The 25113-nt window shown below is 60.7% G+C and carries 24 protein-coding genes; 12 read left to right on the top strand and 12 right to left on the bottom strand.

The genetic code is table 11. The annotated features are described in order from the left end of the window. Positions 1-13 precede the first annotated feature (13 nt). Positions 14-691, top strand: a complete 678-nt coding sequence (gene modB, locus B9Z31_RS03870) for a molybdate ABC transporter permease subunit (protein WP_100118236.1) — start codon at positions 14-16, stop codon at positions 689-691. Then, entirely contained in the window at positions 691-1854 is a 1164-nt protein-coding gene (locus B9Z31_RS03875) for an ABC transporter ATP-binding protein (RefSeq protein ID WP_100118237.1), read from the top strand. The genes modB and B9Z31_RS03875 overlap by 1 nt, the downstream gene beginning before the upstream one ends. A 69-nt stretch (positions 1855-1923) precedes the next feature. On the opposite strand, the gene B9Z31_RS15665 is transcribed toward B9Z31_RS03875, so the two are convergent. Both B9Z31_RS15665 and B9Z31_RS03880 read right to left on the bottom strand, forming a co-directional pair. Beyond that, complete coding sequence (locus tag B9Z31_RS15665; protein WP_255408630.1) at positions 1924-2058, bottom strand: hypothetical protein; 135 nt, start codon at positions 2056-2058, stop codon at positions 1924-1926. 80 nt (positions 2059-2138) lie between these two features. Further along, positions 2139-2549: a PaaI family thioesterase gene (locus tag B9Z31_RS03880; protein WP_100118238.1), complete on the bottom strand. Its 411-nt coding sequence runs from the start codon at positions 2547-2549 to the stop codon at positions 2139-2141. 154 nt (positions 2550-2703) lie between these two features. On the opposite strand from B9Z31_RS03880, the gene B9Z31_RS03885 reads away from it, so the two are divergent. Next, complete coding sequence (locus B9Z31_RS03885; protein ID WP_100118239.1) at positions 2704-3942, top strand: FAD-binding oxidoreductase; 1239 nt, start codon at positions 2704-2706, stop codon at positions 3940-3942. 18 nt (positions 3943-3960) lie between these two features. Here the strand turns inward: B9Z31_RS03885 and B9Z31_RS03890 are convergent, their stop codons facing one another. Beyond that, entirely contained in the window at positions 3961-4428 is a 468-nt protein-coding gene (locus tag B9Z31_RS03890; protein ID WP_100118240.1) for a DUF3237 domain-containing protein, read from the bottom strand. A 46-nt stretch (positions 4429-4474) separates the two neighbouring features. On the opposite strand from B9Z31_RS03890, the gene B9Z31_RS03895 reads away from it, so the two are divergent. Continuing rightward, on the top strand, positions 4475-5548 hold the full coding sequence (locus B9Z31_RS03895) for a 3-deoxy-7-phosphoheptulonate synthase (protein WP_100118241.1): 1074 nt from the start codon (positions 4475-4477) through the stop codon (positions 5546-5548). Positions 5549-5569: 21 nt separating this feature from the next. Here B9Z31_RS03895 and B9Z31_RS03900 read toward each other — a convergent pair whose 3' ends face one another. Together B9Z31_RS03900 and B9Z31_RS03905 are read right to left on the bottom strand one after the other, a co-directional pair. After that, positions 5570-6340, bottom strand: coding sequence for an alpha/beta hydrolase (locus tag B9Z31_RS03900; protein WP_100118242.1), 771 nt, complete (start codon positions 6338-6340; stop codon positions 5570-5572). A gap of 28 nt (positions 6341-6368) precedes the next feature. Further along, complete coding sequence (locus B9Z31_RS03905; RefSeq protein ID WP_100118352.1) at positions 6369-7082, bottom strand: YebC/PmpR family DNA-binding transcriptional regulator; 714 nt, start codon at positions 7080-7082, stop codon at positions 6369-6371. A gap of 300 nt (positions 7083-7382) precedes the next feature. On the opposite strand from B9Z31_RS03905, the gene B9Z31_RS03910 reads away from it, so the two are divergent. Beyond that, positions 7383-9620: an NADP-dependent isocitrate dehydrogenase gene (locus B9Z31_RS03910; RefSeq protein WP_100118243.1), complete on the top strand. Its 2238-nt coding sequence runs from the start codon at positions 7383-7385 to the stop codon at positions 9618-9620. A gap of 101 nt (positions 9621-9721) precedes the next feature. Here B9Z31_RS03910 and B9Z31_RS03915 read toward each other — a convergent pair whose 3' ends face one another. The 6 genes from B9Z31_RS03915 to B9Z31_RS03940 all read right to left on the bottom strand — a co-directional run bounded on the left by B9Z31_RS03915 (position 9722) and on the right by B9Z31_RS03940 (position 15830). Further along, positions 9722-10975 carry an Hsp70 family protein gene (locus B9Z31_RS03915; protein WP_100118244.1) on the bottom strand — a complete coding sequence of 418 codons (1254 nt, stop codon included), beginning with the start codon at positions 10973-10975 and terminating at the stop codon, positions 9722-9724. 351 nt (positions 10976-11326) lie between these two features. After that, positions 11327-12292 carry a tripartite tricarboxylate transporter substrate binding protein gene (locus B9Z31_RS03920; protein ID WP_100118245.1) on the bottom strand — a complete coding sequence of 322 codons (966 nt, stop codon included), beginning with the start codon at positions 12290-12292 and terminating at the stop codon, positions 11327-11329. After that, on the bottom strand, positions 12289-12882 hold the full coding sequence (locus tag B9Z31_RS03925; RefSeq protein WP_100118246.1) for an alpha/beta hydrolase: 594 nt from the start codon (positions 12880-12882) through the stop codon (positions 12289-12291). The genes B9Z31_RS03920 and B9Z31_RS03925 overlap by 4 nt, the downstream gene beginning before the upstream one ends. 7 nt (positions 12883-12889) lie before the next feature. Beyond that, positions 12890-13948, bottom strand: coding sequence for a 3-keto-5-aminohexanoate cleavage protein (locus B9Z31_RS03930; protein ID WP_100118247.1), 1059 nt, complete (start codon positions 13946-13948; stop codon positions 12890-12892). A gap of 37 nt (positions 13949-13985) precedes the next feature. Then, positions 13986-14834, bottom strand: a complete 849-nt coding sequence (locus tag B9Z31_RS03935) for a TauD/TfdA family dioxygenase (protein ID WP_100118248.1) — start codon at positions 14832-14834, stop codon at positions 13986-13988. A gap of 15 nt (positions 14835-14849) precedes the next feature. Next, on the bottom strand, positions 14850-15830 hold the full coding sequence (locus tag B9Z31_RS03940) for a quinone oxidoreductase (RefSeq protein ID WP_100118249.1): 981 nt from the start codon (positions 15828-15830) through the stop codon (positions 14850-14852). 153 nt (positions 15831-15983) lie between these two features. On the opposite strand from B9Z31_RS03940, the gene B9Z31_RS03945 reads away from it, so the two are divergent. From B9Z31_RS03945 to hppD, 5 genes are all read left to right on the top strand, one after another. Next, positions 15984-17048, top strand: coding sequence for an AraC family transcriptional regulator (locus B9Z31_RS03945; RefSeq protein WP_100118353.1), 1065 nt, complete (start codon positions 15984-15986; stop codon positions 17046-17048). A 178-nt stretch (positions 17049-17226) separates the two neighbouring features. Next, positions 17227-18249 carry a YeiH family protein gene (locus tag B9Z31_RS03950; protein ID WP_100118250.1) on the top strand — a complete coding sequence of 341 codons (1023 nt, stop codon included), beginning with the start codon at positions 17227-17229 and terminating at the stop codon, positions 18247-18249. 103 nt (positions 18250-18352) lie between these two features. Further along, a complete protein-coding gene (locus B9Z31_RS03955; RefSeq protein WP_100118251.1) occupies positions 18353-18622 on the top strand; it encodes a DUF3297 family protein in 270 nt (89 codons plus the stop codon). Positions 18623-18630: 8 nt separating this feature from the next. After that, the gene (locus B9Z31_RS03960) at positions 18631-19830 is read left to right on the top strand and encodes a CaiB/BaiF CoA-transferase family protein (protein ID WP_100118252.1); all 1200 of its coding nucleotides are present in this window, start codon (positions 18631-18633) and stop codon (positions 19828-19830) included. A 211-nt stretch (positions 19831-20041) separates the two neighbouring features. Next, positions 20042-21124 carry a 4-hydroxyphenylpyruvate dioxygenase gene (gene hppD / locus B9Z31_RS03965; protein WP_100118354.1) on the top strand — a complete coding sequence of 361 codons (1083 nt, stop codon included), beginning with the start codon at positions 20042-20044 and terminating at the stop codon, positions 21122-21124. A gap of 106 nt (positions 21125-21230) precedes the next feature. Here the strand turns inward: hppD and recQ are convergent, their stop codons facing one another. Next, positions 21231-23114 carry a DNA helicase RecQ gene (gene recQ / locus B9Z31_RS03970; RefSeq protein ID WP_100118253.1) on the bottom strand — a complete coding sequence of 628 codons (1884 nt, stop codon included), beginning with the start codon at positions 23112-23114 and terminating at the stop codon, positions 21231-21233. Positions 23115-23271: 157 nt separating this feature from the next. Here recQ and queC point away from each other — a divergent pair, with 157 nt between their 5' ends. Continuing rightward, a complete protein-coding gene (gene queC / locus B9Z31_RS03975) occupies positions 23272-23991 on the top strand; it encodes a 7-cyano-7-deazaguanine synthase QueC (RefSeq protein ID WP_100118254.1) in 720 nt (239 codons plus the stop codon). Positions 23992-24016: 25 nt separating this feature from the next. Continuing rightward, positions 24017-25063: a homocysteine S-methyltransferase family protein gene (locus B9Z31_RS03980; protein WP_100118255.1), complete on the top strand. Its 1047-nt coding sequence runs from the start codon at positions 24017-24019 to the stop codon at positions 25061-25063. Positions 25064-25113 lie beyond the last annotated feature (50 nt).

Genomic DNA, 25113 nt, shown 5'->3' on the forward strand with positions numbered 1-25113 from the left:
CAAACCCCACACCATGGATTGGTCCGCCCTTCACGTTTCCTTGACGCTCGCCCTCTTGACCACCTTGGCGCTGCTGCCGGTGGGCTTGGCGCTGGCCCGCTGGCTGGCTGTCACCGCCTGGGCGGGCCGACCCATCCTGGAGGCCTTGCTGCTGCTGCCCTTGCTGTTGCCGCCCACCGTGATTGGCTTTTACTTTCTGGTGGCCTTTGGCCAGGACAGCGCCCTCGGCAGCTGGCTGGCGGCCTCGGGCATTCGGCTGGTGTTCACCCTGGAAGGCCTGTTGCTGGTGAGCGTGTTGGTCAACCTGCCTTTCATGGTGCAGCCCATTCAACGCGCGTTTGCGGCGGTGCCCCACAGCCTGCGTGAGGCGGCCTGGGTGTCTGGTTTTTCGACTTGGCAGACTTTTTGGCGCATCGAACTGCCGCTGGCCTGGCCCGGTTTGCTGGCCGGCATGGCGCTGACGGTGGCCCACACGCTGGGTGAGTTTGGCGTGGTGCTCATGGTGGGCGGCAACATCGAGGGCGAGACCCGCACGCTGTCGGTGTCGCTGTATGACAAGGTGCAGGGCATGGATTTGCAGTCGGCCCATGTGATGGCGCTGGCGCTGGTGGGCGTGTCCTTGATGGCGCTCAGCCTGGTGCTGGCTTTCGATCGGGTGGGCCAGCGCGGCCGCGCCCTGCAGGAGCGCTGATGCAAGGCCTGCACGTGCAATTGCGCTCGGCCAGTCCGATCCGGCTGGAGGCCGAATTCGACTGCGGCGCTGGCGAGCTGGTGGCGCTGGTCGGCCCTTCGGGCGGCGGCAAAACCAGCATGTTGCGCGCCATCGCGGGCTTGTGGACACCCAGCGATGTGCAAGGCCACATCCGGGTGGCGGGCCAGGTCTGGCTGGACACCACAGCGGGTCTCCAGCTGAGCCCGCAAGAGCGGCGTGCGGGGTTGGTGTTCCAGCACTACGCCCTCTTCCCGCACATGACGGCTCATGCCAATGTGGCGCTGGCCGCCGGGCCCGCTTGGTCGGGCGCGGATGTGCAGACTTTGCTGGCCCGTTTAGGGCTGGCAACGCTGAGCCAGCGCAGGCCCTCGCAACTGTCCGGCGGTCAACAGCAGCGCGTGGCGCTGGCACGGGCGCTGGTGCGGGTCATGCCGGCGCCTTCTTTGACCGCCTCCCCGGCCCACTGGCCGGGTGTTTTGTTGCTCGACGAACCCTTTTCTGCTGTGGATGCGCCCACGCGCCAAACCCTGTACCGCGAGTTGGCCGCCTTGCGCCAGAACGTGTCGGTGCCCATGGTCTTGGTGACGCATGACCTGCAAGAGGCCCGCCGCTTGGCAGACCGGGTGGTGATTGTGGACGCGGGCCAGACCTTGCAAACAGACACGCCCGCCCGCGTGTTTGCCAGCCCGCGCAATGCGCGTGTGGCCGAGTTGGTGGGCATTCAAAACCACTTCGAAGGCCATTTTTTCAAGGACCAAGCAGGATGGGGACGCTTGCGGTGGGGCGATGGCGCGCCGTCCGACCCAGGCTTGAGTCTGCGTGTGTTTGACAAAAACAAGATTGACGACGGCACGCCTGTGACCTGGGTGCTCAATGGCGAGCAGGTGGACGTGCTGGCCGACGAGGGGTCTTGGGGTGCCTTGGAGCCCGGCCACACCCGATTGCGCTGCCAGTTGTTGGAGGTCTTGTCACTTGGTGAAATCAGCCTGTGCACGCTGCAGCCCGAAGCCTTGCCCAGCCAAACCATCACCCTGAACCTGACCACACGGCTGCTGGACCGTTTGCAGGTGCAAGCCGGCGGGTGGCTTCAGTTGTTGATCGCCCCAGGGGCCTTGCACATCATGCCGGTGCGCACAAAATAAAACCCGCAAAGCTTGCGCTGTTGCGGGTTGCGGGGGTGCGGCCAGGGCGCGCACCGGGGGGGCAAAGCCTCAGGCCATGAAAACGGCAATGAAGGCCAGCAAGAAAATCAGCACGGCACCCGCGGCTGGAATCACCACGGGGATGTGCTTGACCACGTTTTCAACGGGATCGTCGGATGTGTGAGCGTCGTTCTGAGCAGACATGTGGAACCTCAAAAAATAATGGGCGTATTGTAGCCAAGCCAGGCTGGCGGTCCGCTGACAGGCCGTAGACACAACCTGACTCACATCAGGGCATAGGTGGTGCTGGCCCTGAAAACACTTTTGCCGTCATCGGCGCCGGCCAGGTCGATCTCGCCAAACGCCATGGCTTTTCCTGCCCGAATGACGCGGGCCGTGACCAGCGCGTCTTGCCCCGACAGGGGCTTCATGAAGGTGCTGGACAGCTGAACCGTGCTGCACGGCCTGAACTGACCAAAATGTTGGATCAAGGCGAGCACCATGGCCGTGTCGGCGGCGGCCATCATGGCCTGCCCGCACAGCATGCCGCCCACGCGCGCGAGCGCATCGCTTTGCGGCAGGCGCAGGGTGACGCTGTCCGTTTGCGTGCTTTCGACGCGCAGCTTGAGGGCCTGAACCCAGGGGGCGAACAAATCGGACAAGGCTTGTTGCAGGTTTTCGTGGTGGGTGTTCATGCGAACAGTTTAAACAGCGCAAAAGGGCCAGGGTGATCCGCTGCAAACAGGCGGTTGGCGAATTCCTGACCGTCTCTATACTGGACAGCGCCAAGGCGTGCCCGCGCCTGGCAGCCCTATTTGCATGGACACCTGCACAGGTGCTTGAAATGTCATGACTTCCTCCATCCTTGTTCTGGGTGCCGGCATGGTCGGCACCTGCACCGCCTTGCATTTGCAGCAACGCGGCTTTGAGGTCACCCTGGTGGACCGCCGTGCGCCTGGCCAAGAGACCTCGTTTGGCAATGCCGGTCTGATCCAGCGTGAAGCGGTGGAGCCCTATGCATTCCCGCGCGATCCTGGTTTTGTGTTGAACGCGGCTTTGGGTCGCGGGGCCGAGGTCCATTGGCATGCGCGGGGTTTGTGGCACATGGCGGGATCGCTGCTGCGCTACTGGCGCCATTCACACCCCCAGCGCCATGCCCAAGCCACGCAAGCCTTCAGCCAATTGATCGCCCATGCCACGCACGAGCACGACCTGCTGATGGTGGCTGCAGGCGCTCAGGATCTTGTCGCGCGTGAGGGCTTTCGCTTTGTGTTCCGCACGCCCCAAGCCTTCGACGAAGCGGCCCAGCGTGCGGCGGTTTTGCATGAGCGCTTTGGCGTGCGTTACCAAGCACAAAACACAGCCCAGCTGGCGCAGGCCGAGCCGGCCTTGCGCCCATCGCTGGCGGGTGCTGTGCATTGGTTGGACCCTTGGGCAGTCCACAACCCCGGCGCATTGGTGCAGCGCTATGCCGACTTGTTTGTCGCACGGGGCGGGCGCGTGCTGACGGGCGACGCTGGCAGCTTGCAAGCCCGCAGCGCGTCTTGGTCGGTCCAGACCACCGAAGGCCCTGTGGATGCTGAGCAAGCCGTGTTGGCTTTAGGGCCTTGGGCCGACGGCGCCATCCGCCAGCTGGGCTACCGCTTTCCCTTGTTCATCAAGCGCGGTTACCACCAGCATTACCGCTCGCCCGCGCAAGTGGCGCAGCCGCTGCTCGACGCAGAACGCGGCTATGTGCTGGCGCCCATGCAGCAAGGCCTGCGCTTGACCACGGGGGCAGAATTCGCCCCCATGGATGCGCCGCCCACCCCTGTGCAATTGGCCAAGGCCGAAGCCCTGGCACGTGAACTGCTGGATTTGGGGCCGCCGCTGCCGCAGCCGCCTTGGATGGGCGCCCGGCCATGCACCGCAGACATGTTGCCCGTGATGGGGCCCGCGCCGCATCACCAAGGCCTGTGGTTCAACTTTGGCCATGCGCACCAAGGGTTCACTTTGGGGCCTGTCGCCGGGCGTTTGCTGGCCGAGATGATTCAGGGCCAGACGACTTGGATAGACCCGAGACCCTACTTGCCTGCGCGCTTTGGCTGAGGTGCCGGGCTCGGCACTTCAAAGCACCCTGTAAAAACTCAAGAAAACCCCGTCGGGCGCACGCCGCCCGGTGCCGATGAATTGGCTCTCGCTCAGCCAGGCCCATTGAGGCGTGGTGGCTTCCAGTTTCGGTTGGCATCGAAAATAAACCGCGCTGGGGTCAACCGGCTGGCCATTCATGATGCGTTGAGAGTTCTCCAGCGAGGCCACGCGCAAAGCGGTGTTTTGCACAAAAACCCGGCTGCCATCGTCCAACTCGATGACATAACGCGCATCCAAATGCGCTTGCGTGCCACCATTCAGGATGAGCTGAAAGTCGGCCCCTCCGGCCATCACTTGGCCATTCAGTCGGGGCCCGGTCACCGTGCCGCCCGTGATGGGAATCATGCGGCGCAAGCCCGCGGGCGTGAGACCCACTTCAATGGGGGCCGCAATGGTCACGGCCAAATCGCAAACATGCTCCAGCTGGGGTGCGGGCAAGGTCATCGTCAGGTCCCTTTAAACTCGATTGAACAATCAGGCGACTTTACACATGCTTTCTACCCAAGACAAAACCCGCATCGACGACACCCGCATTGCCTCGGTGCGCCCGCTCATGACACCCGCGCTGCTCGAAGAGCGTTGGCCCGCCTCGCCCGCGCACTTGGCGCTGGTGGAGAGTTCGCGCCAAAACATCTCGAAGGTGCTGCAAGGCCAGGACGACCGTTTGGTCGTGGTGGTCGGTCCGTGCTCGATCCATGACCACGACCAGGCCATCGCCTACGCCAAGTTGCTCAAAACCGAAGCCGATCAGCACGCCCAAGACCTGCAGATCGTCATGCGCGTGTATTTTGAAAAACCCCGCACCACGGTGGGCTGGAAGGGCTACATCAACGACCCGCACCTGGATGGCAGCTTTGCCATGAACCAAGGCTTGGAAATGGCGCGCAAGCTGTTGCGCGACATTCTGGACTTGGGCGTGCCCGTGGCCACCGAGTTTTTGGACTTGCTCAGCCCGCAGTACATCAGTGATCTGGTCACATGGGGTGCCATTGGCGCCCGCACCACCGAAAGCCAGAGCCATCGACAACTGGCCAGTGGCCTGTCTTGCCCGGTGGGCTTTAAAAACGGCACGGATGGCGGCGTCAAAGTGGCGGCCGACGCGGTGGTGGCCTCCAAGGCCCCGCACGCCTTCATGGGCATGACCAAGATGGGGCAGGCGGCCATTTTCGAGACGCGTGGCAACCAGGACGTGCACATCATCTTGCGTGGCGGCAAAACGCCGAACTACTCGGCGGCAGATGTCGATGCCGCCTGCAAGGCTTTGGAGGCCTCAGGCATCGCCCCCCAAGTGATGGTGGACGTGTCGCACGCCAACAGCAGCAAGCAACACACCAAGCAAATTGAGGTGGCGCACGACGTGGCCTCGCAGGTGGCCGCGGGCGACCGCCGCATCATGGGTCTGATGATCGAAAGCCATTTGAGAGAGGGCCGGCAAGACCTCAAAGAGGGCCAGGCGCTGGCGCATGGCGTGTCCATCACCGATGCCTGCATCAGCTTTGAGCAAACGGTACCGGTGCTGCAGGCCCTGGCGCAGGCGGTGCGGCAACGCCGAAAAACCGCTTGAGCGTGTCAGGCTTGTTGCGCCTCAGTTGTTTGGCGTTTTGATCCACTGACCGATGAGCTGAACGGTTTCTTTTTCGTGGTTGATGAAACCGTGCCAGTGCTCGGCTTCACAGGGGTCACCCACGGGGTTGGAGCCGCCTTCAAGCATCAAAAATTTCTTGAAGGGTGCCGATGTCAGGCCATGGGTGATGCGGGCGGCTTCGTGCGGCACGCAAATTTTGCAGGCATCGTAGCGGTGGTGCACCACCAGCGTGGGCACCCGGATTCGGCCGATTTGCTGTGTGGCAATGGCGCCTGTTTTCTTGGAAGTCACGCTGGCCGTGAGGACCAGGCCCTGAACCTCACCGGGGGGCAAGGCCAGCGCAGCGGCCGTACCGGACACGGTGCCCCTGCTGGTGCCCACCAGCCACACCGGCGCATCGCTCAGTTGTTTGGCGTGGCGCACCACCGCGGCCAGCTCTTGCATGTGGGCGGCGCTCACGCGGTAGTCGTAGTCCAAGCCGGGCAGGTCGGTGGCCCGAAACGCCACCAGCACATTGAAATTTTCGGCAAAAAACAGTTCACGCGAACGGGTGAGAAAGTTCTTGCTGGTGGGTTGGCCGTCCACCACCTTGCCACTGCCGCCATCGCCTCCGGGCAGCAGGATCACCGTGGCTACGGCGTTTGGTTGGGTCAAGGTGTAGACGGGCAGTTGGGCGGCTTCTCGCCCGATGTCCAGCCGCACCATGCGACCTTGGGCCTGGCTGCTGAGACAGGTCCAGGTCAGCAGCCAACAACTCAGCAGCCGTTTCATCTGGCGATGTCCAAAGCCTTGCGGGACTTCAGCCCGCCAAGCCCACAAACACGTTTTGCACGTCGTCGTTGTTGTCGATCGCACCCAGGAAGGATTCGACTTCTTCGAGCTGTTCGGCGCTCAGGTTGGCCGGGTCGACCGGGTTTTTCGGTTTGTAGCCCAGCTTGGCCGAGACCACGGTGAAACCGAAGTTGGGCAGGGCGCGGCTGACCAGGTCCAGGTCGGTCGCTTCGGTGATGAACACCGTCACGCCGTCTTCGTCTGCGGGTTCAAAGTCTTGCGCCCCGGCTTCGATGGCGGCCAGTTCGGCATCGGCCCCGGCTTGGGCAGGCTCGGCCTCGATGAACCCGACATGGTCAAAGTCCCAGGACACGGAACCGGAGGTGCCTTGCTGGCCCTTGCGAAACAACACGCGCATTTCGGACGCGCTGCGGTTCACGTTGTCGGTCAGCACCTCGATCATCACGGGCACTTGGTGTGGCGCAAAGCCTTCGTAAATCACGCGGTCAAAGCTGACCGCGTCACCCAAGAGGCCCGCGCCCTTCTTGATGGCGCGCTCCAGCGTTTCTTTGGGCATGGAGACTTTGCGGGCCTGCTCGACCACCAAGCGCAGGCGCGAGTTGGCGGCGGGGTCGGCGCCGTTGCGGGCGGCGATCATGATGTCCTTGGCCAGACGGCCAAACAGCTTGCCTCGTGCGTCTGCTGCCTGTGCTTTGCCTTTTGCTTTCCACTGCGCGCCCATGGGGAGTTCCTCGGTTTTGGTCGGTGCAGCCAAGGCACGGACCGGGTCAATTGAGTACCAAACACCCGGGTTTGGCACAGCTGTGTAGGGCCATCAGTTTAATCGTGCGGGGGCACGCGGCCATTTCGCCCTGGCGGGACGCTGCCATGTGTGTCCTTTTGTCAGTCAAACCAGGGGTCTTTTGAGATAAAGTCACGGGCTAAACCACCTTATAAGGGCGGTTTTTCTGAATCCGTTCGACGTACCGCCGGACGCCGTGTTCTTTGAGACACATCTTGATAACGAGAAAAGAGAGTACCCATGGCTGCAGACAAATCCAAGATCATTTACACCCTGACAGACGAGGCCCCCTTGTTGGCCACAGCCTCGTTTTTGCCCATCATTCGGACCTTCGCAGCGCCCGCAGGCATCGAAGTGGCTGAAAGTGACATCTCGGTGGCGGCCCGCATTTTGGGTGAGTTTTCAGACCTCTTGCCCGCCGAGCAACGCGTTCCCAACAACTTGGCCGAGCTGGGCAAACTGACGCTCAACCCCGCTGCCAACATCATCAAGCTGCCCAACATCAGTGCCTCCGTGGGCCAGTTGACCGCCGCCATCAAAGAGTTGCAGAGCAAAGGCTATGCCTTGCCCGATTACCCAGAAAACGCCAAAACCGACGAAGAAAAGGCCTTGAAGGCCCGCTACAACAAGTGCACCGGCTCGGCCGTGAACCCTGTTTTGCGCGAAGGCAACTCGGACCGCCGCGCGCCGCGCGCCGTCAAAGAATTCGCCCGCAAGAACCCCCACAGCATGGCCGAGTGGAGCCAAGCCTCGCGTTCACACGTCTCGCACATGCACGCTGGCGATTTCTACCACGGCGAAAAGTCCATGACCTTGGACCGCCCCCGTGACGTCAAGATGGAGCTGATCACCAAGAGTGGCAAGACCATCATCCTCAATCCCAAAGTTTCTTTGCTCGACCGTGAAGTCATCGACAGCATGTTCATGAGCAAGAAAGCTTTGCTCGAGTTCTACGAAAAAGAAATCGAAGACGCCCACAAAACCGGCGTGATGTTCTCGCTGCACGTCAAAGCCACCATGATGAAGGTGTCTCACCCCATCGTTTTTGGCCATTGCGTGAAGATCTTCTACAAAGACGCGTTTGCCAAGCATGCCAAGCTGTTCGAAGAGTTGGGTGTGAACGTGAACAACGGCATGGCCGATCTGTACAGCAAGATCACCGCATTGCCCCAGTCCAAGCAAGACGAGATCAAGCGTGACCTGCACGCCTGCCACGAGGGCCGCCCTGAGCTGGCCATGGTGGACTCGGCCAAGGGCATCACCAACTTCCATTCGCCCAACGACGTGATCGTGGACGCGTCCATGCCCGCCATGATCCGCAACGGCGGCAAGATGTGGGGGGCCGACGGCCGCCTGAAAGACGTCAAGGCCGTGATGCCCGAGTCAACCTTTGCCCGCATTTACCAGGAGATGATCAACTTCTGCAAATGGCACGGTGCGTTCGACCCCAAAACCATGGGCACCGTGCCCAACGTGGGCCTGATGGCCCAGCAAGCCGAAGAGTACGGCTCGCACGACAAGACCTTCGAAATTTCAGAAGACGGCGTGGCCAACATCACCGACATCAACACCGGTGAAGTGCTCTTGTCGGAAAACGTGGAAGCCGGTGACATCTGGCGCATGTGCCAAGTCAAAGACGCGGCCATCCGTGACTGGGTCAAGCTGGCGGTGACGCGTGCCCGCAACTCCGGCATGCCGGTGGTGTTCTGGCTCGACCAGTACCGTCCACACGAAGCCCAGCTGATCACCAAGGTCAAGATGTACCTGCATGAGCACAACACGGCCGGCCTGGAAATCCAGATCATGAGCCAAGTGCGTGCGATGCGTTACACCTTGGAGCGCGTGGTGCGCGGTTTGGACACCATCAGCGCCACCGGCAACATCTTGCGCGACTACCTGACCGACTTGTTCCCGATCATGGAATTGGGCACCTCGGCCAAGATGCTCTCCATCGTGCCTTTGATGGCCGGCGGCGGCATGTACGAAACCGGTGCAGGCGGCTCCGCACCCAAGCATGTGCAACAGCTGGTGGAAGAAAACCACTTGCGTTGGGATTCTTTGGGCGAGTTCCTGGCTTTGGCCGTGTCATTCGAAGACTTGGGCTTGAAAACCGGCAACAAAAAAGCCGGGGTTTTGGCCAAAACTTTGGACGCCGCGACCGGCAAGTTGCTCGACAACAACAAGAACCCATCGCCCAAAACGGGTCAGTTGGACAACCGCGGCAGCCAGTTCTACTTGGCCATGTACTGGGCCCAAGAGTTGGCCGCCCAAACGGACGACGCAGCGCTGGCAGCCCAGTTCGCACCTTTGGCCAAAGCCTTGACCGACGGTGAGAAGAAGATCGTGGACGAGCTCAACGCTGTGCAGGGCAAGCCGGTCGACATTGGCGGCTATTACATGCCGAACCAAGCCAAGCTGGCCACGATCATGCGCCCCAGTGCCACCTTCAATGCCGCGCTGTCTGCCGTGAAAGCCTGATGCGAAGCGGGCTCAGCGGACTGTGCCGCTGAGCGCAGTGCCCACGTGGCGCTGAACAAAAAGCCATTCAGGTGCTGCCTGAGTGGCTTTTTTTCAGGGGTTCACCGGCTGTAGGCCAGGCCCAACGCGACACCGCCAAACAAATCGCCTTCGATCAGTTTCACCCCTGCAAATTCGGCCTGAAGGGCTTGCTGGAAGGTGCTCAGGGCCGATGAGCCGCCCGTGAGGTAGATCGCGTCGAGTGAGGCATCGGTCAAGTTGGCACGCTGCACGCACTCGCGCGCGCACGCCAAGGTGCGGCGCAACACATCGTGCAAATGCGCTTGCATGTCAGCCACGCCCAAGCGGGCTTGCAAATCGCGTTCGATCACCGACAAGTCAATGCCCGTATCGCTTTGATTCACCGAGCAACGGATTTTGGCTTGCTCGACTTCGTGCGCCATCAGGTGGCCATGCCGCTCGCTCAGCACCCGCATCAAGCGCTCATGCAGGTGCGTTTCGCGGTAGTTGCTGCGCAGCGTTTTGGCATGGGCGATGGCTTTGGCTTGGTATTGCCAGTGAATCAGGTGCCAAGTGGCCAGGTCAAAAAACACCCGGCTGGGCACTTCCCGGTGCTCGGGGCCGATGTGCTTGTAACCCAACAGTGGCATGACTTGGGCCAGGTTGAGTTGCCGGTCGTAGTCGGTGCCACCAAGGTGCACACCCGTCGTGGCCAGAATATCCGCACTGCGGTCGCTGCGCTGCATGCGGCCAGGCCCCAAACGCACCACCGTGAAGTCCGAAGTGCCGCCCCCCAGGTCCACCACCAGCACGGTGCTTTCTTGGGTCAGGCGCTGCTCGTAGTCGAGCGCTGCAGCAATGGGTTCCAGCTGAAAAGACACGTCGTCAAAGCCCACCGACTGCACGGCTTGTCGCAGTGAAGCCTCGGCCTGCGCATCCCTTTCGGGATCGTCGTCCACAAAATGCACCGGGCGGCCCATCACCACGCGGCTCGGGGCCTTGCCCAGGCTTAGGGTGGCGCGCTCGCGCAGGGTGGCCAAAAAGGCGGCAATGATGTCCTGGAAACTGATCTGCTGGTGCCCGATCTGTGTGGTCTCCAGCAGCAAGGGGCTGCCCAACAGGCTTTTGAGTGAGCGCATCAAGCGGCCTTCCGTGCCTTCCAGGTGATGCCTGAGCGCGTCTCGACCGAAATGGGTGCTGTTGTCTTCGAGGTTGTAGAAGACGGCCGTGGGCATGGCCATGGCTTCGCGCTCGAGGGGGATCAGCTGGGCGCTGCCTTGAGCGCCCAGCCAAGCCATGGCCGAGTTGGACGTGCCGAAATCGATGCCGAGCGTACCGGCAGGGGATGAGTTCATGAGGGGGTGGACAGAAGCCGACGGTCAAAGAGCATGCGCCTGACACACGCGTCAGGGCTTGAAGAGCGGGCATTTTGCCATCATGCTCCGTGAGGTAGCGACACGAGCACTTTCGCAGTTTCTATGCGCTGTAGAGCCGCAGCGCGCCTGTCGAATAGCACGACAAGACTGCCTGAATGAACCCGCGGTGCGGTCAGCGCCAAGGGCTTGTCAATGGACACCCCGTGTCCCTCTCTTTTTCTGATCGCGCTGGAAGATCCAAGTCAGCTGGGCTTGGCCCATAAAAAAACCCCGCCAGTTTGAATCCTGACGGGGTGTGAAGGACAAGAAGCCGCCTTCAAGGAAAGGGACTTACTGATTCAATTGGATCTTGAAATTTTTCACAATCACAGCGTTCCGATCAAACTCAGCGCGAACACTTTGCTGCAACTGTGCAGCACTCATGGCCACGTTGGGTTCAAAGCCAGCGCCCACCAGACGGGTTTTGACCTTGGGTGATTCGGCTGCCTTGAGAACAGCGGCATTGATTTTGTCAGTGGTGTCGTTGGCCACGCCTGCACTCACGACCACACCGATCCAATTGCCAAACTCGATCTCCGCCAAACCTTCTTCGGCCAGTGTGGGGACTTGCGGCAAATGGGTGGAGCGCGTCTTGCTGGCGACGCCATAAATTTGCAGCTTGCCGCCTTTGACCTGCGGTAAAGAGGTGGCCATGCCATCAAACATGATCGGGATTTGCCCACCCATCACCTGTGCCAAAGCGGGCGGCGAGCCAGGGAAGGGCACGTGTTGCAAATCCAGACCGGCCTTTTGGTTCAGGATCATGCCTGCGTAGTGCGAGCTGGTTCCTGCGCTGTAGGACGCAAAGCTCAAGGTGCCGGGTTTGGTCTTGGCGTAAGCAATCAGTTCCTTGACGTTCTTTGCTGGCAGGTTGGGTGCGCCGACCAGCACCATGCTGGCGCTGGCCACCGTGGCCACAGGCTTGATGTCCTTGAGCGGGTCGAAATTGGTTTTCATGACGTGCGGAATTTCGGTCAGCACATTGCTGGCGGTCACCATGATGGTTTGACCGTCTTGAGGCGCCGATGTCATGGCTTGGATGGCGATGGCGCCGCCCGCACCGGGCTTGTTGTCGACAACGACGGGCTGGCCGATGTCGGCAGACAACTGGTCAGCCAAAATGCGGGCCACGATGTCCATCGTGCCCCCGGCGGGTGCTGGCACCAGCATTTTGACTGGCTTGTTGGTCCAGGCGGCGGCTTGAAAACTGAGCAGCAGGGCTGCAGCACACGTGAGCATTTGGGGGAATTTTTTCATGTTGTCTCCTGAAGGTTGTTGCGGGTGAAAGGGGTTGAAGAAAAACGGGTCAACAAGTCTTTGGCTTGTGGCCATGGACCGTAGCCCGATGCAGGATTCAAGTGACCGACACGGCCAAGGTTCACGGTTTCGGCTTGCCAGTCATGGGCCAATTTCTGGACGGCATGCCAGCCACCCAAAGGGTCGTTTTCACTCAATGCCACCAAGCTTTTGAATGGCAAGGGGTGACGTGGCACAGGCAACCATCCGCCCATTCGCAGTGCTTCTACTGTGGGATAGCCCTCAGGCATTGGGGCTTCAAAATCTGGCGGTGTGGCCATCAATGCGCCTTGGATGCGCGATGCCTGCGCAGTGCTTTGGGCCCAATGCGAGACCATGATGCAACCGCCGCTGTGAGCGACCAGAATGACCGGGCCTTGGATGGCAGAGACCGCTGCTTCGATGGCGTTCACACGGCGTGCGCAGTCCAGGTCTTCACGGCCCATCGGCGGCACGGTGTGTGCGTCAGGCCATTCGGCCGCCAGCAAAGTTTGCCAATGCTGCGCGACAGGGTCTCGCAAACCCGGCACGAACAAGACGGTTGCGGTCATGTGCGGCTCAGGCGACTTTGCGCAGGAAGCCTTGCTGCCCGCCCTTCGGGTTGGGTGCAAAGCCGTTGGCGGCCAATGTTTCTTCCACGGTGTCGTAGAACACACCGATCTTGAGAATGTCACGGGCCTCTTGGCCGTTGGCCACAGGGCGGCCCATTTCATGGGCGATTCGAACCAGTTGCTCGATTTGTGCGACCGTGCTCATCTTCTCAGAACGTTGCTGATTCCAGATGTTGTCTTCGATGCCGCAGCGCACATGCAGGCCCAGGGCCATGCCGATCATGTTGATGGGCAGCACATTGCGCATGCTGCTTTCCACGGTCAGCATGCAACCATCGGGCGCGGCCCGCACAAAATTGGCCAAGTTGTAAATGTTGGGCGCATCCATGCCGCCGCTGATCGCCACCCAGTTCATGACCAGCGGGCCTTTGTAAACACCTCGGCGAATCAGGCGCTCCACGGTTTCAAAGCTGTTGATGTTGTAGAACTGGAAAGCGCTTTGAATACCCGCCGCGCTCAGCCTGCGGATGTGCTCTTCAAACCAAGCCGGGTTCGAGGGCACGATCATTTCGCTGTAGGCGCGAGCAGAGGCGGGCTCGGCCAGCGAGGTGCCTGCATAGTCGCGCACATCCATGTGCTCCAGGATGTTCATTTGCGTGGTGTTGACCGTCACCGTGACTTGGTCGGGTTTGGGGTCGAGTTCCGCCAGCATGTGGCGGGTGTCGTCCGACAACCACTTGGCGGCGGCACCGTCAGATTCGGGTGCAAACGAGATCGAACCGCCGACTTGAATGACCATGTCCGGCACGGCTTCTCGCACGCCCGCAATCAGCTCGTTGAATTTGGACAGGCGTTTGCTGCCTTTGCCATCGAGTTCACGCACATGCAGGTGCAGCACGGATGCGCCTGCGTTGTAGCAGTCCACGGCTTTCTGGATTTGGGCTTCCATCGTCACTGGAATGTCTTGCGGAAAATCGGCGGGAATCCATTCGGGGCCATAGGGGGCTGCCGTGATGACCAGCTTGTCCTGGTTTTCTGGAAAGAGTGAGCCGTCGAGAAAGTTCATGGTGAGTCCTTGCGTGCTGTTGTTCGTGTCAGTGGGTTCAGAAAGGCTTGTCGCCCATGATCCCGGCCCGCTCCATCTTGCGGTGGCAGGGTGGGTAGTCCATGACGGCGTAGTGTTGGGTGGATCGGTTATCCCAGATGGCCACGCTGTTGGGTTGCCAGCGCCAACGGACTTGGTATTCGGGGATGGCGGCTTGGCTGATCAGGTATTGCAGCAAGGCAGCGCTGCCTTGGGTGAAGTCTTGCCCATACCGCACGTTGTCGGGCGTGTGGAAGTTGGTGAAATGGGTGGTGAAGCCGTTCACAAACAGCGTTTTTTCACCGGTTTCCGGGTGCGTACGCACCACGGGGTGTTCGGCGTCTGGGTAGAGGGCTTTGAGGGCCAGACGTTTTTCGATCGGCATGGCGGCACCAAAGGTGCACTCGATGCTGTGGCGAGCGCGCAGATCGGCGATTTGTGCTTTGATGACTTCGGGCAGTTTTTCATAGGCCAGCACCATGTTGCTCCACATGGTGTCGCCACCGACCGGTGGGCATTCAACGCAGCGCAGCACACAACCCATGGGCGGCGATTCGCGCCACGTGGCGTCGGTGTGCCATGAGTTCTCGTAACGGTCATTGGGGTGCTCGGGTGATTTGTAGATGCGCACCAGACCTGGGTGATCGGGATCGCTGCCTGCAACAGGATGGTCTTCCAGCTCTCCAAAGCGCCGCGCAAAGGCCACATGATCGGCGCGTGCGATGTCCTGATGGCGCAAGAAAAGCACTCGGTGCTTGAGCAGAGCCGCCTTGATCGCCGCGAACAAGCCATCGTCATGCGCCGCATCGGCCAGATTCACACCCGTGAGCTCTGCACCAATGGCGCAGGTGAGTTGTTCTATCTTCATGGGCAACCCTTCTGATCAGATGACGAAGATGGATGAGCCGGTTGTTTTTCGGGACTCCAGGTCCTCGTGGGCTTTCACCGCGTCTTCCAGTGCATAACGCTGGTTGATTTCAATACGGATGCGGCCTGTCGCCACATGGTCAAACAGCTCCTTGGCCAGTTCGGCTTTTTCAACCGGGTCGCTGATGTAGTCGGCCAGTGCCGGACGCGTCATGAAGAGCGAGCCCTTCATGGCCAGAAGCTGTGGGTCAAAGGGGGGAATCGTCCCTGAGGCGGTGCCCACGCAGACCATGAGCCCGCGTTTTTTGAGGGAATCGAGCGAGGCATGGAACGTGCTTTTTCCCACGCTGTCGAAGACGACATGAACCCCTGCGCCGCTGGTGATGTCCTTGACCCGTTTGGCGACGTCTTCGTGGCTGTAGTTGATGGTGTGGTCACAGCCATGCGCCTTGGCAACCGCTGCTTTTTCTTCGGTGGAAACGGTGCCGATCACGGTCAAGCCCAACAATTTCGCCCATTGCGACACGATGAGGCCTACACCGCCAGCGGCCGCATGCAGCAGCAGCGTGTCGCCTGCCTTGAACGCGTAGATGCGGCGCATCAAATAAGCAGACGTCAGGCCGCGCATGGTCATCGCTGCGGCTGTTTCGCAGGCGATGCCGTCGGGCAGTTTGATCAAGGGGGCCGCCGAGATGATCCGCTCGGTGCTGTAGGCCCCCAGTGTGTTGAGAAAGCCGGTGTAAGTGACATGGTCGCCGACCTGAACATTGCTGACACCTTCGCCGACTTGCTCCACCACGCCAGCGGCCTCGACGCCAATGCCATTGGGCAAAGGAATGGGGTAAGTGCCGTTGCGAAAGTAGGTGTCTGCGTAGTTGAGACCGACTGCAACATGGCGCAAGCGCACTTCACCCGCGCCGGGCGTGCCAACCGCCATGTCCTCCAGCCTCAAAACTTGCGGCGCACCTGTTTCATGAAATCGAACAACTTTGGCCATGCAGCGAGCTCCTTGTGACGACGGGGGTGTCTATGGAAGGTCAATGTAGGCCATGCGGGTTGTTCCTTATTTATCATTTCATGCCATTCATTTAGCATTTCATGACAATCTCAACCCCTGACGAACGGGATGCCCACCTTGAGCCGATCGCCGATGTCTTCCACTGTCAAAAGCCAAGCGGGGACCCAGGTCCGAGCGGCCGTGCTGTCTCATTACGAGGCCGTGTCACGGCGCTTGGGATTGAATCCCTTGACGTTTTTGCATGAGGTGGGACTGAACCCCAGCGTGTTGTCCAACTCGGCACAGCGCATCCCTGTCGGTGCGGCGGTCACGCTTTTGGAAAAATCGGCGCAGAAGACGGCTTGCGTGACGTTTGGCTTGCTGATGGCCGAGGCCCGTTTGTTGTCCGACTTTGGACCGATCAGCTTGCTTTTGACGCATCAGCCGTCTTTGCGTGCAGCACTCCACACCATCGTGCACTACAGGCATTTGCTCAACGAGTCCTTGGCCATGCACATCGAAGACATGGGCAAAACCACTTTGATACGTGAAGAGGTGGTGACCGGCGATGCCAGACCTTCACGCCAGTCCACCGAGCTGGCTGTCGGGACCCTGCTGTTGATCTTTCGGGCCATGCTTGGACCCCAGTGGCACCCCAGAACCGTGCATTTCACACATTCGGCCCCCCCTGATTTGAAGGTGCACCGACGCGTGTTGGGTTGTCCCGTGGAGTTCGATGCGGCGTTCAATGGCTTGGTCTGTCTCAGTGCGGACCTGGACAGACCCAACACACAGGCGGATTCGGGCATGGCCAGTTATGCACAGTCTTTCATCGAGGCCATTCCGCATCAGGGGCAATCCTCCCTTGTTCTGGATGTGCGCAAATCCATTTACCTGCTTTTGCCCATGGGCAGGGCCAGTGTGGAACAGATTGCGCAAGGTTTGGGGTTGAATGTGCGCACGCTCCAACGGCGTCTTGATGACCACTCGGTGGCGTTTTCCACATTGATCAACGATGTGCGAAGTGAGTTGGCCCAACGCTACATCGCCAACAAAAGCCATTCATTGGGACGCATTGCCGAGCAGTTGGGGTACTCCAATCTGAGCTCTTTCACGCGGTGGTTCACAACGCAGTTTGGTGCAACACCCTCCGCCATGCGTGCAGGGCTGCCTCAGGTGGCGGGCCATTCCGGCATGCCTGTTGTCACGGATAGGTAAACCAGTGGCATGGATTGGTAAAAGCAAAAAGACGGATCGAAACAGAATCGAACCAAGCCATTGGCACCAGCGATGGCGGTGTTGTTGACGATCCACAGGAGCTTTTCATGCGCAGACAAGCGGCGGTTTTGCAACCGACTTTCCCGCACAGGCCAACCAGGGATATCCCGCTTTCAGCATGAGCCCGCTGCACGAGAAGCCGCTGCGTTCGGCACCAGGTTTGCTGGTCAGTGCCATCGTGGCGATGGCTGCCATGTTTCTTTCTGAGCGTTACGGTGCACCGGTCATGCTGTTTGCATTGCTGCTGGGCATGGCGTTGAACTTTCTTTCGGAAGTTGACCGATACCGAGCAGGGCTGGATGTGGCGGCCAAATTGATTCTGCGCACAGGCGTTGCCTTGCTCGGCTTGCGAATCACGCTGGATCAGGTGGTGGCATTGGGTTGGCAACCGGTGTTGATGGTGGTGGTGAGTGTGGTGTTGACCATTGCAGTCGGTATCGCCCTGGCCCGATGGATGGGATTCAAAGCCTTCTTTGGCTTGCTCACGGGTGGCGCTGTGGCCATTTGCGGCGCCTCTGCTGCATTGGCCTTGTCTGCGGCCATGCCCAAGCACCCACTGAAAGAGCGCGCGACCCTGTTCACCGTGGTGGGTGTGAGCACCTTGTCCACCCTCGCCATGATGCTCTATCCATTGATCGTGCATGGTTTGAACTTTTCTAACCAGGATGCTGGTTTTTTTCTGGGAGGCACGATCCACGATGTCGCCCAAGTGGTGGGCGCCGGTTACAGCATTTCGGCTGATACAGGGGATACCGCCACACTCATCAAGCTGTTGCGCGTGGCGATGCTGGTGCCGGTCATTGTTTTGGCCTCATGGATGACTGCGCGCTACAGGGTGACCCAAAAAGAGAGCGAAGCGCATGCCAAACGGCCGCCCTTGCTGCCCTGGTTTGCTGTCGCATTCATAGTGCTGGTGGGCATTCGCAGCACGGGTGTCATGCCCACTGGGGTCATTGATATCGGCAAGGCCGCATCGCAATGGTGTCTGGTGGTCGCCATGGCCGCGATTGGCATGAAAACCCACCTCAAGGATGTGGTGGCCGTCGGTTGGAAGCCCGTGCTTTTGATGCTGATGGAGACCGTATTTTTGGCGATTTTGTTTTATGGTCTTTTGCGTTTGTCATCGGGTGTGGGCCCATGAGGCATGGGCAGGCCCTTCTTTGAAGGCATTGTTTTCAAAGGTGACCGTGAAAACAATGCACATTTGGTTTAGATTCAGAAGCTTGTGAAAAATGAACCATCCTATGACCGAAGCATCCCAACCCGACATTTCTGCTGACGCCCGCCCGCCACTGCCTGACCGCTTGTCCATCGACGCCCGCAGCCCGCACCATGTGCGCGCTGTCTTCGAGCACGACATCGGCATCCGCTTCAACGACAAGGACCGCACCGACGTCGAGGAGTACTGCATCAGCGAAGGCTGGGTGCGCGTGCCCGCTGGCAAAACACTGGACCGCAAGGGCCAGCCCTTGTTGATCAAGCTCAAAGGCAAAGTCGAGGCGTTTTACCGCTGAGTTTGCGCATGAGCGTCCCCGCCCAAAAACTTGCACTTGAAGGCCTGCGGGTTGTCGAGTTCACCCACATGGTCATGGGCCCGACCTGCGGGATGGTGCTGGCCGACATGGGGGCCGAAGTCATCAAAGTCGAGCCGTTGGAGGGTGACCGCACACGGCACTTGCTGGGTTCGGGCGCGGGCTTTTTCCCGATGTTCAACCGCAACAAAAAGAGCATCCAACTCAACCTGCAGTCTGCTGAAGGCGCCGAGGTGGCGCGTCGTTTGTGCGCCACGGCCGATGTGGTGGCCGAAAACTTCAAGCCCGGCACCATGGTCAAGTACGGGCTGGACTATGCCAGCTTGTCGGCCCAGCACCCCCAGCTGATTTATGCGAGCCTCAAGGGTTTTTTGCCTGGCCCATACGACCACCGTACAGCACTCGACGAAGTCGTGCAAATGATGGGGGGCCTGGCTTACATGACCGGGCGCCCGGGCGACCCCTTGCGAGCAGGCACCAGCGTGAACGACATCATGGGCGGTATGTTTGGGGCCATCGGTGTGCTGGGCGCGCTGATCCAGCGCGGCATCACCGGGCGTGGGCAAGAAATCCAGTCGGCCTTGTTCGAGAACAACGTGTTCCTGGTGGGCCAGCACATGCTGCAGTACGCCATCACGGGCAAAGCGGCCGAGCCCATGCCCAACCGCATCTCGGCCTGGGCCGTGTATGACGTGTTCACGGTCAAGAACGGTGAGCACATCTTTTTGGCGGCCGTGAGCGATGCGCAGTGGGTCACGTTCTGCGATGAACTCGGCTTTGCCGACCTCCAAGCCGACCCGCGCTACAGCGACAACAACGCCCGCGTGACCTTGCGCGCCGAGCTCATCCCCGAACTGCGCCGCCGGCTGGCGGCCTTCACAGCGGCCGAGCTGGCGGCCATTTTTGAAAAAGCCGGTTTGCCCTTTGCGCCCATCGTCAAGCCCGAAGAACTGTTTGACGACCCCCACCTGCAAGCCACCGGGGGCTTGGCCGATGTGCGCTTGACCGATGGCGCCAAGTCCGGGCAAAGCGTGCCTGCGGCCTTGCTGCCCTTCACCATGGGGGGCCAGCGTTTGGGTGTGCGGCTGGAGCCGCCTTACCAAGGCGAAAACACCGATGAGCTGTTGCGCGGCCTGGGCCTGAGTGCTGGCGACATTGAACGCTTGCGCGCCTTGAAAGCCGTGGCCTGAAACGTGGGGTCTTGCCCAAGCGGTCGATGCCCCTCACAATCACCGCATGGCCATCCAGGTTTTGATTTTCGGCATCCACCTCGCGCGCAGCACGCGGGGCAAGCCTTGCGCGCCGCCGCAGGCCCTCTAAATTCCCTCTCTTTTTTGTCCGATTTCAATGCGGGCTGCGCTCACCCTGCAGCGCAGCCCGGCTGTTCACTGGAGATTTTTGATGGCCGATTTGTTTGACAACCCCATGGGCCTGTGCGGCTTTGAGTTCGTCGAGTTTGCATCCCCTGTCGCCAACACCTTGGAGCCCCTGTTTGAAAAAATGGGCTTCACGCTGGTGGCCAAGCACCGCTCCAAAGACGTGGTGCTTTACCGCCAGGGCGACATCAACTTCATCGTCAACCGCGAGCCCAAGAGCTTGGCGGGCTACTTCGCTGCCGAGCACGGCCCTTGCGCTTGCGCTTTGGCGTTCCGCGTCAAGGACTCGCACAAAGCGTACGAGCGTGCGCTGGCGCTCGGGGCTCAGCCCGTGGATGTGCCCACCGGCCCGATGGAGTTGCGTTTGCCCGCCATCAAGGGCATTGGCGGTGCGCCTTTGTATTTGATCGACCGCTTTGAAGACGGCAAGAGCATTTACGACATCGACTTTGAATTCATCGAGGGCGTGGACCGCCACCCGCCAGGTCACGGCCTCAAGCTCATCGACCACATGACGCACAACGTTTACAAAGGGCGCATGGCGTATTGGAGTGGCTTTTACGAAAAGCTCTTCAATTTCCAGGAAATCCGCTACTTCGACATCAAGGGCGAGTACACGGGCCTGACCAGCCAAGCCATGATGGCCCCTGACGGCATGATCCGCATTCCACTGAACGAAGAGTCGGGCAAGACTGGTGGGCAGATCGAAGAGTTCTTGATGCAGTTCAACGGCGAAGGCATCCAGCACATCGCTTTGTTGACGGACGACATTTTGAAAAGTGTCGACGCTTTGCAAATGGCGGGCATTCCCTTGATGAGCGCCCCCAACGACATTTATTACGAGATGCTCGAAGAGCGTTTGCCGGGCCATGGTGAACCGGTGCCCGAGTTGCAAGCACGCGGCATCTTGATGGACGGCTCAACGGCCCATGGTGAAAAGCGCTTGTTGTTGCAGATCTTCAGCCAGACCCTGCTGGGGCCTGTGTTCTTTGAATTCATCCAGCGCAAGGCCGACGAAGGCTTTGGTGAGGGCAACTTCAAGGCGCTGTTTGAAAGTCTGGAGCGCGACCAGATCAGGCGTGGGGCGATCCAGGTGAATGCTGCCTGAGCGCTTGCGCTGCGGGGGATTTGTGGGAGGCCGCCCCTGCGGCCGAAGGCTGCTGGATCACCCGCACCCATTCGCGAGCAGGGGCTCGCTCCTACATGGCAAGTGATCAAGCTGCGCCGTTGCACACCCGCAGCACCTGCTCGCCGTAGGCCTCGAGCTTTTTCACGCCCAGGCCACTGATGCCCTGCAGGTCACTCAGGCTTTGTGGGGCGCTTTCAGCAATGGCGGCGAGTGTGGCGTCGTGGAAGATCACATACGCGGGCAGGTTGTGTTCTTTGGCCACCTCGGCACGCCAAGCTTTGAGGTTGATGTAGCGCACCATCGCGTCTGGCCCCAGGTTGGCGGCTGCCGGGCCAGGCGCGCTGCGGGTGCGGCTGCGCTTGTCGGCCCGCTGGCTGGTGCTCTCGCGCAGCTGCACCGGCACCTCGCCTTTGAGTACGGCGCGTGAGCCTTCGGTCAGGTGCAGGGTGCTGAAGCCGTCCTCCGTGTGCACATGCAAAGCGCCAATCGCGATCAGCTGGCGCATCACGGCACGCAGTTGCTGTTCGCTGTAGTCCGCGCCCAAGCCGAAGGTGCTGATGCTTTCGTGGCCGCGCTGCACCACTTTTTCTGTTTTTTTGCCACGCACGATGTCCATCGTGTGGCTGGCCCCAAAGTTGTGCCCACTGCTCTGGTGGCATCGGTACACGGTCGACAGCAATTTGCGCGCCGCATCGGTGCCGTCCCACACGTCGGGTGGGTTCAAGCAGTTGTCGCAGTTGCCGCAGTAGGGCATGTACACACCCTGCTCACCATCAGACGGTTTGGCATAGGCCTCACCAAAATAGCCCAACAAGCGCACGCGGCGGCAGTCGGTCGCCTCGGCCAGGCCCAGCAATGCATCGAGCTTGCCGCGCATGACCTGTTTGAATTCTTCTTCGGCCGGGCTCTCGTCGATCATGCGGCGCTGGTTCACCACATCTTGCAGGCCGTAGGCCATCCAAGCGTCCGATGCCAGCCCGTCGCGCCCGGCGCGCCCCGTCTCTTGGTAATAGCCTTCGATGTTCTTGGGCATGTCCAAGTGCGCCACAAAACGCACATCGGGTTTGTCAATGCCCATGCCAAAGGCCACGGTCGCGACCATCACCACGCCTTCTTCACGCAAAAATTCGTTTTGGTGCCGCTGGCGCATGCCTGCATCCAAACCCGCGTGGTAGGGCAGCGCGTGGATGCCGGCTTCGCACAGCATGGCCGCGACTTCTTCGACCCGCTTGCGCGATTGGCAATAGACCACGCCCGCCTCTTCAGGGTGCTCACGCTCAATGAAGCGCAGCAGCTGGGTGCTGGCGTCTTTTTTCTCGACGATGGTGTAGCGGATGTTGGGTCGGTCAAAGCTGCTGATGAACAGCTCGGCCCCCTCCAGCTGCAGGCGTTCCACGATGTCGGCACGCGTGAGCGCATCGGCGGTGGCCGTGAGTGCCACACGCGGCACGCTGGGGTAGCGCTCGTGCAGCACCGACAGGCCACGGTACTCGGGCCGAAAGTCATGGCCCCATTGGCTCACGCAATGCGCTTCGTCGATCGCAAACAGGCTGAGCAGCCCGCGCTCGAGCAGCGAGTCCATCTGTGCCAGAAAACGGCCGTTGGTTACCCGCTCGGGTGCGGCGTACAGCAGGGTGATCTCGCCGCGCAGCAAGCGCCGCTCGATGTCGCTGGCTTCTTCGCTGGTGAGGGTGGAGTTCAAAAAGGCGGCGCTCACGCCAGCCTCGTGCAGCGCGCCCACCTGGTCGTGCATCAGTGCGATGAGGGGCGAGACGACGACGGTGATGCCGTGGCCTGCGCGCTGGCGTGCAATGGCCGGGATTTGGTAACACAGCGACTTGCCACCACCCGTGGGCATGAGCACCAGCGCATCACCCCCGGCCGCCACATGGTCGATGATGGCTTGCTGCGGGCCGCGAAAGGCGTCGTAGCCAAAAACTTCGCGCAGGATGGGGAGATGGGGGGACAAAAGCGGGGTGGGTGAGGGCAAAACAGCCGATATTGTGCATCCTGCATGTGGGAGCGAGCCCCCGCTCGCGAATGCTTGCTGTGGCGCAGCATGTATTCGGCCGCAGGGGCGGCCTCCCACAGTGAAAGCGTCTCGTGCATGCACGACAATTCATGCCATGCACACCTCCGCCCTCGTCCTGTTTTCTGGTGGTCAGGACTCCACCACCTGCCTGGCCCACGCTTTGAGCCGTTACGACCGCGTCGAAACCCTGGCCTTTGACTATGGTCAGCGCCACAAGGTTGAGCTGGACGCCCGCCTGAACGTGCTGGCCGCCATCAAGGCGCACTTTCCGCAATGGGCCTCCAAAATGGGCGAGGACCACCTGCTGGACGCCGGCATCCTCGGCCAAATCAGCGAAACATCCTTGACCCGCGACACCGCCATTGAGATGGAAAGCTCGGGTCTGCCCAACACCTTTGTGCCTGGGCGCAACCTGCTCTTCCTCACGCTGGCAGCTGCCCTGGCCTACCGCCGAGGTTTGCAGGTCATCGTCACGGGCGTGTGCGAAACCGATTTTTCAGGCTACCCCGACTGCCGCGACGACACCATGAAAGCCATGCAGGTTGCCCTGTCGCTGGGCATGGACCGCAAGTTGCTGATCGAAACCCCGCTCATGTGGATCGACAAGGCCCAGACTTGGCAGTTGGCGCACGACTTGGGCCAAAAGGCCCAGCCCCAAGGCGGCGGGTCAGCGCTGGTGGACTTGATCGTTGAGCACAGCCACACCTGCTATTTGGGCGACCGCACGCAACGGCATGACTGGGGGTATGGCTGCGGCCAGTGCCCGGCGTGCCAGCTGCGCTCGGCAGGGTTTGACCGATTTCAAAAGGCCTGAATCCCGCACTTTTACAATAGGGGCCATGAAGACCCCTGTTTACACCCGCGCCCAAGCGCTGCCCGACATCCTGAACACCCGCATCGCCATCCTCGACGGCGCCATGGGCACCATGATCCAGCGTTTCAAATTGACCGAGGCCGACTACCGAGGTGAGCGTTTCCAGGACTTCCCCAAAGACGTCAAGGGCAACAACGAGTTGCTCAGCCTGACCCGCCCCGACGTGATCCGCGACATCCACGAAGGCTATTTGGCTGCCGGCGCCGACCTGATCGAGACCAACACCTTTGGCGCCACCACCGTGGCCCAAGCCGACTACGACATGCAGCACTTGGCCCGCGAGATGAACTTGCAGTCCGCCCAATTGGCCCGTGCTGCTTGCGACAAGTTCTCCACCCCCGACAAGCCCCGTTTTGTGGTCGGCGCCCTGGGCCCCACGCCCAAGACCGCCAGCATCAGCCCCGACGTGAACGACGCGGGTGCCCGCAACGTGACTTTTGAAGAGTTGCGCGCTGCTTATTACGAACAGGTCGAAGCCTTGGTGGAAGGCGGCTCGGATGTGCTGCTGGTCGAGACGATTTTTGACACGCTCAACGCCAAGGCTGCGCTGTTTGCCATCGAAGAATTCTTTGAAGCCAGTGGCCAGCGCCTGCCTCTGATCATCAGCGGCACCGTGACCGATGCTTCGGGCCGCATCCTGAGTGGCCAGACCGTGACCGCCTTTTGGCACAGCGTGCGCCACGCCCAGCCCCTGGCCATTGGCCTGAACTGCGCCCTGGGTGCGACACTCATGCGCCCCTACATCCAAGAGCTGAACAAGGTCGCGGGCGACACCTTCATCAGCTGCTACCCTAACGCCGGTCTGCCCAACCCCATGAGCGACACCGGCTTTGACGAGACCCCCGAAGTGACCAGCCGTTTGATCCACGAATTTGCTGCCGAGGGCTTGGTCAACATCGTGGGCGGTTGCTGCGGCACCACGCCGGACCACATCGGCGCGATCAGCCGTGCCGTGGGCCCGCTGGCCCCGCGCCATGTGCACGGCGGCTTCTTCTATTCAGAAGCGGCCTGATACATCAGGCTGGTCTCTGTGGGAGGCCGCCCCAGCAGGAGCAGATCTTT

The sequence above is a fragment of the Limnohabitans sp. G3-2 genome, assembly GCF_002778275.1.
GTDB lineage: Bacteria > Pseudomonadota > Gammaproteobacteria > Burkholderiales > Burkholderiaceae_C > Limnohabitans_A.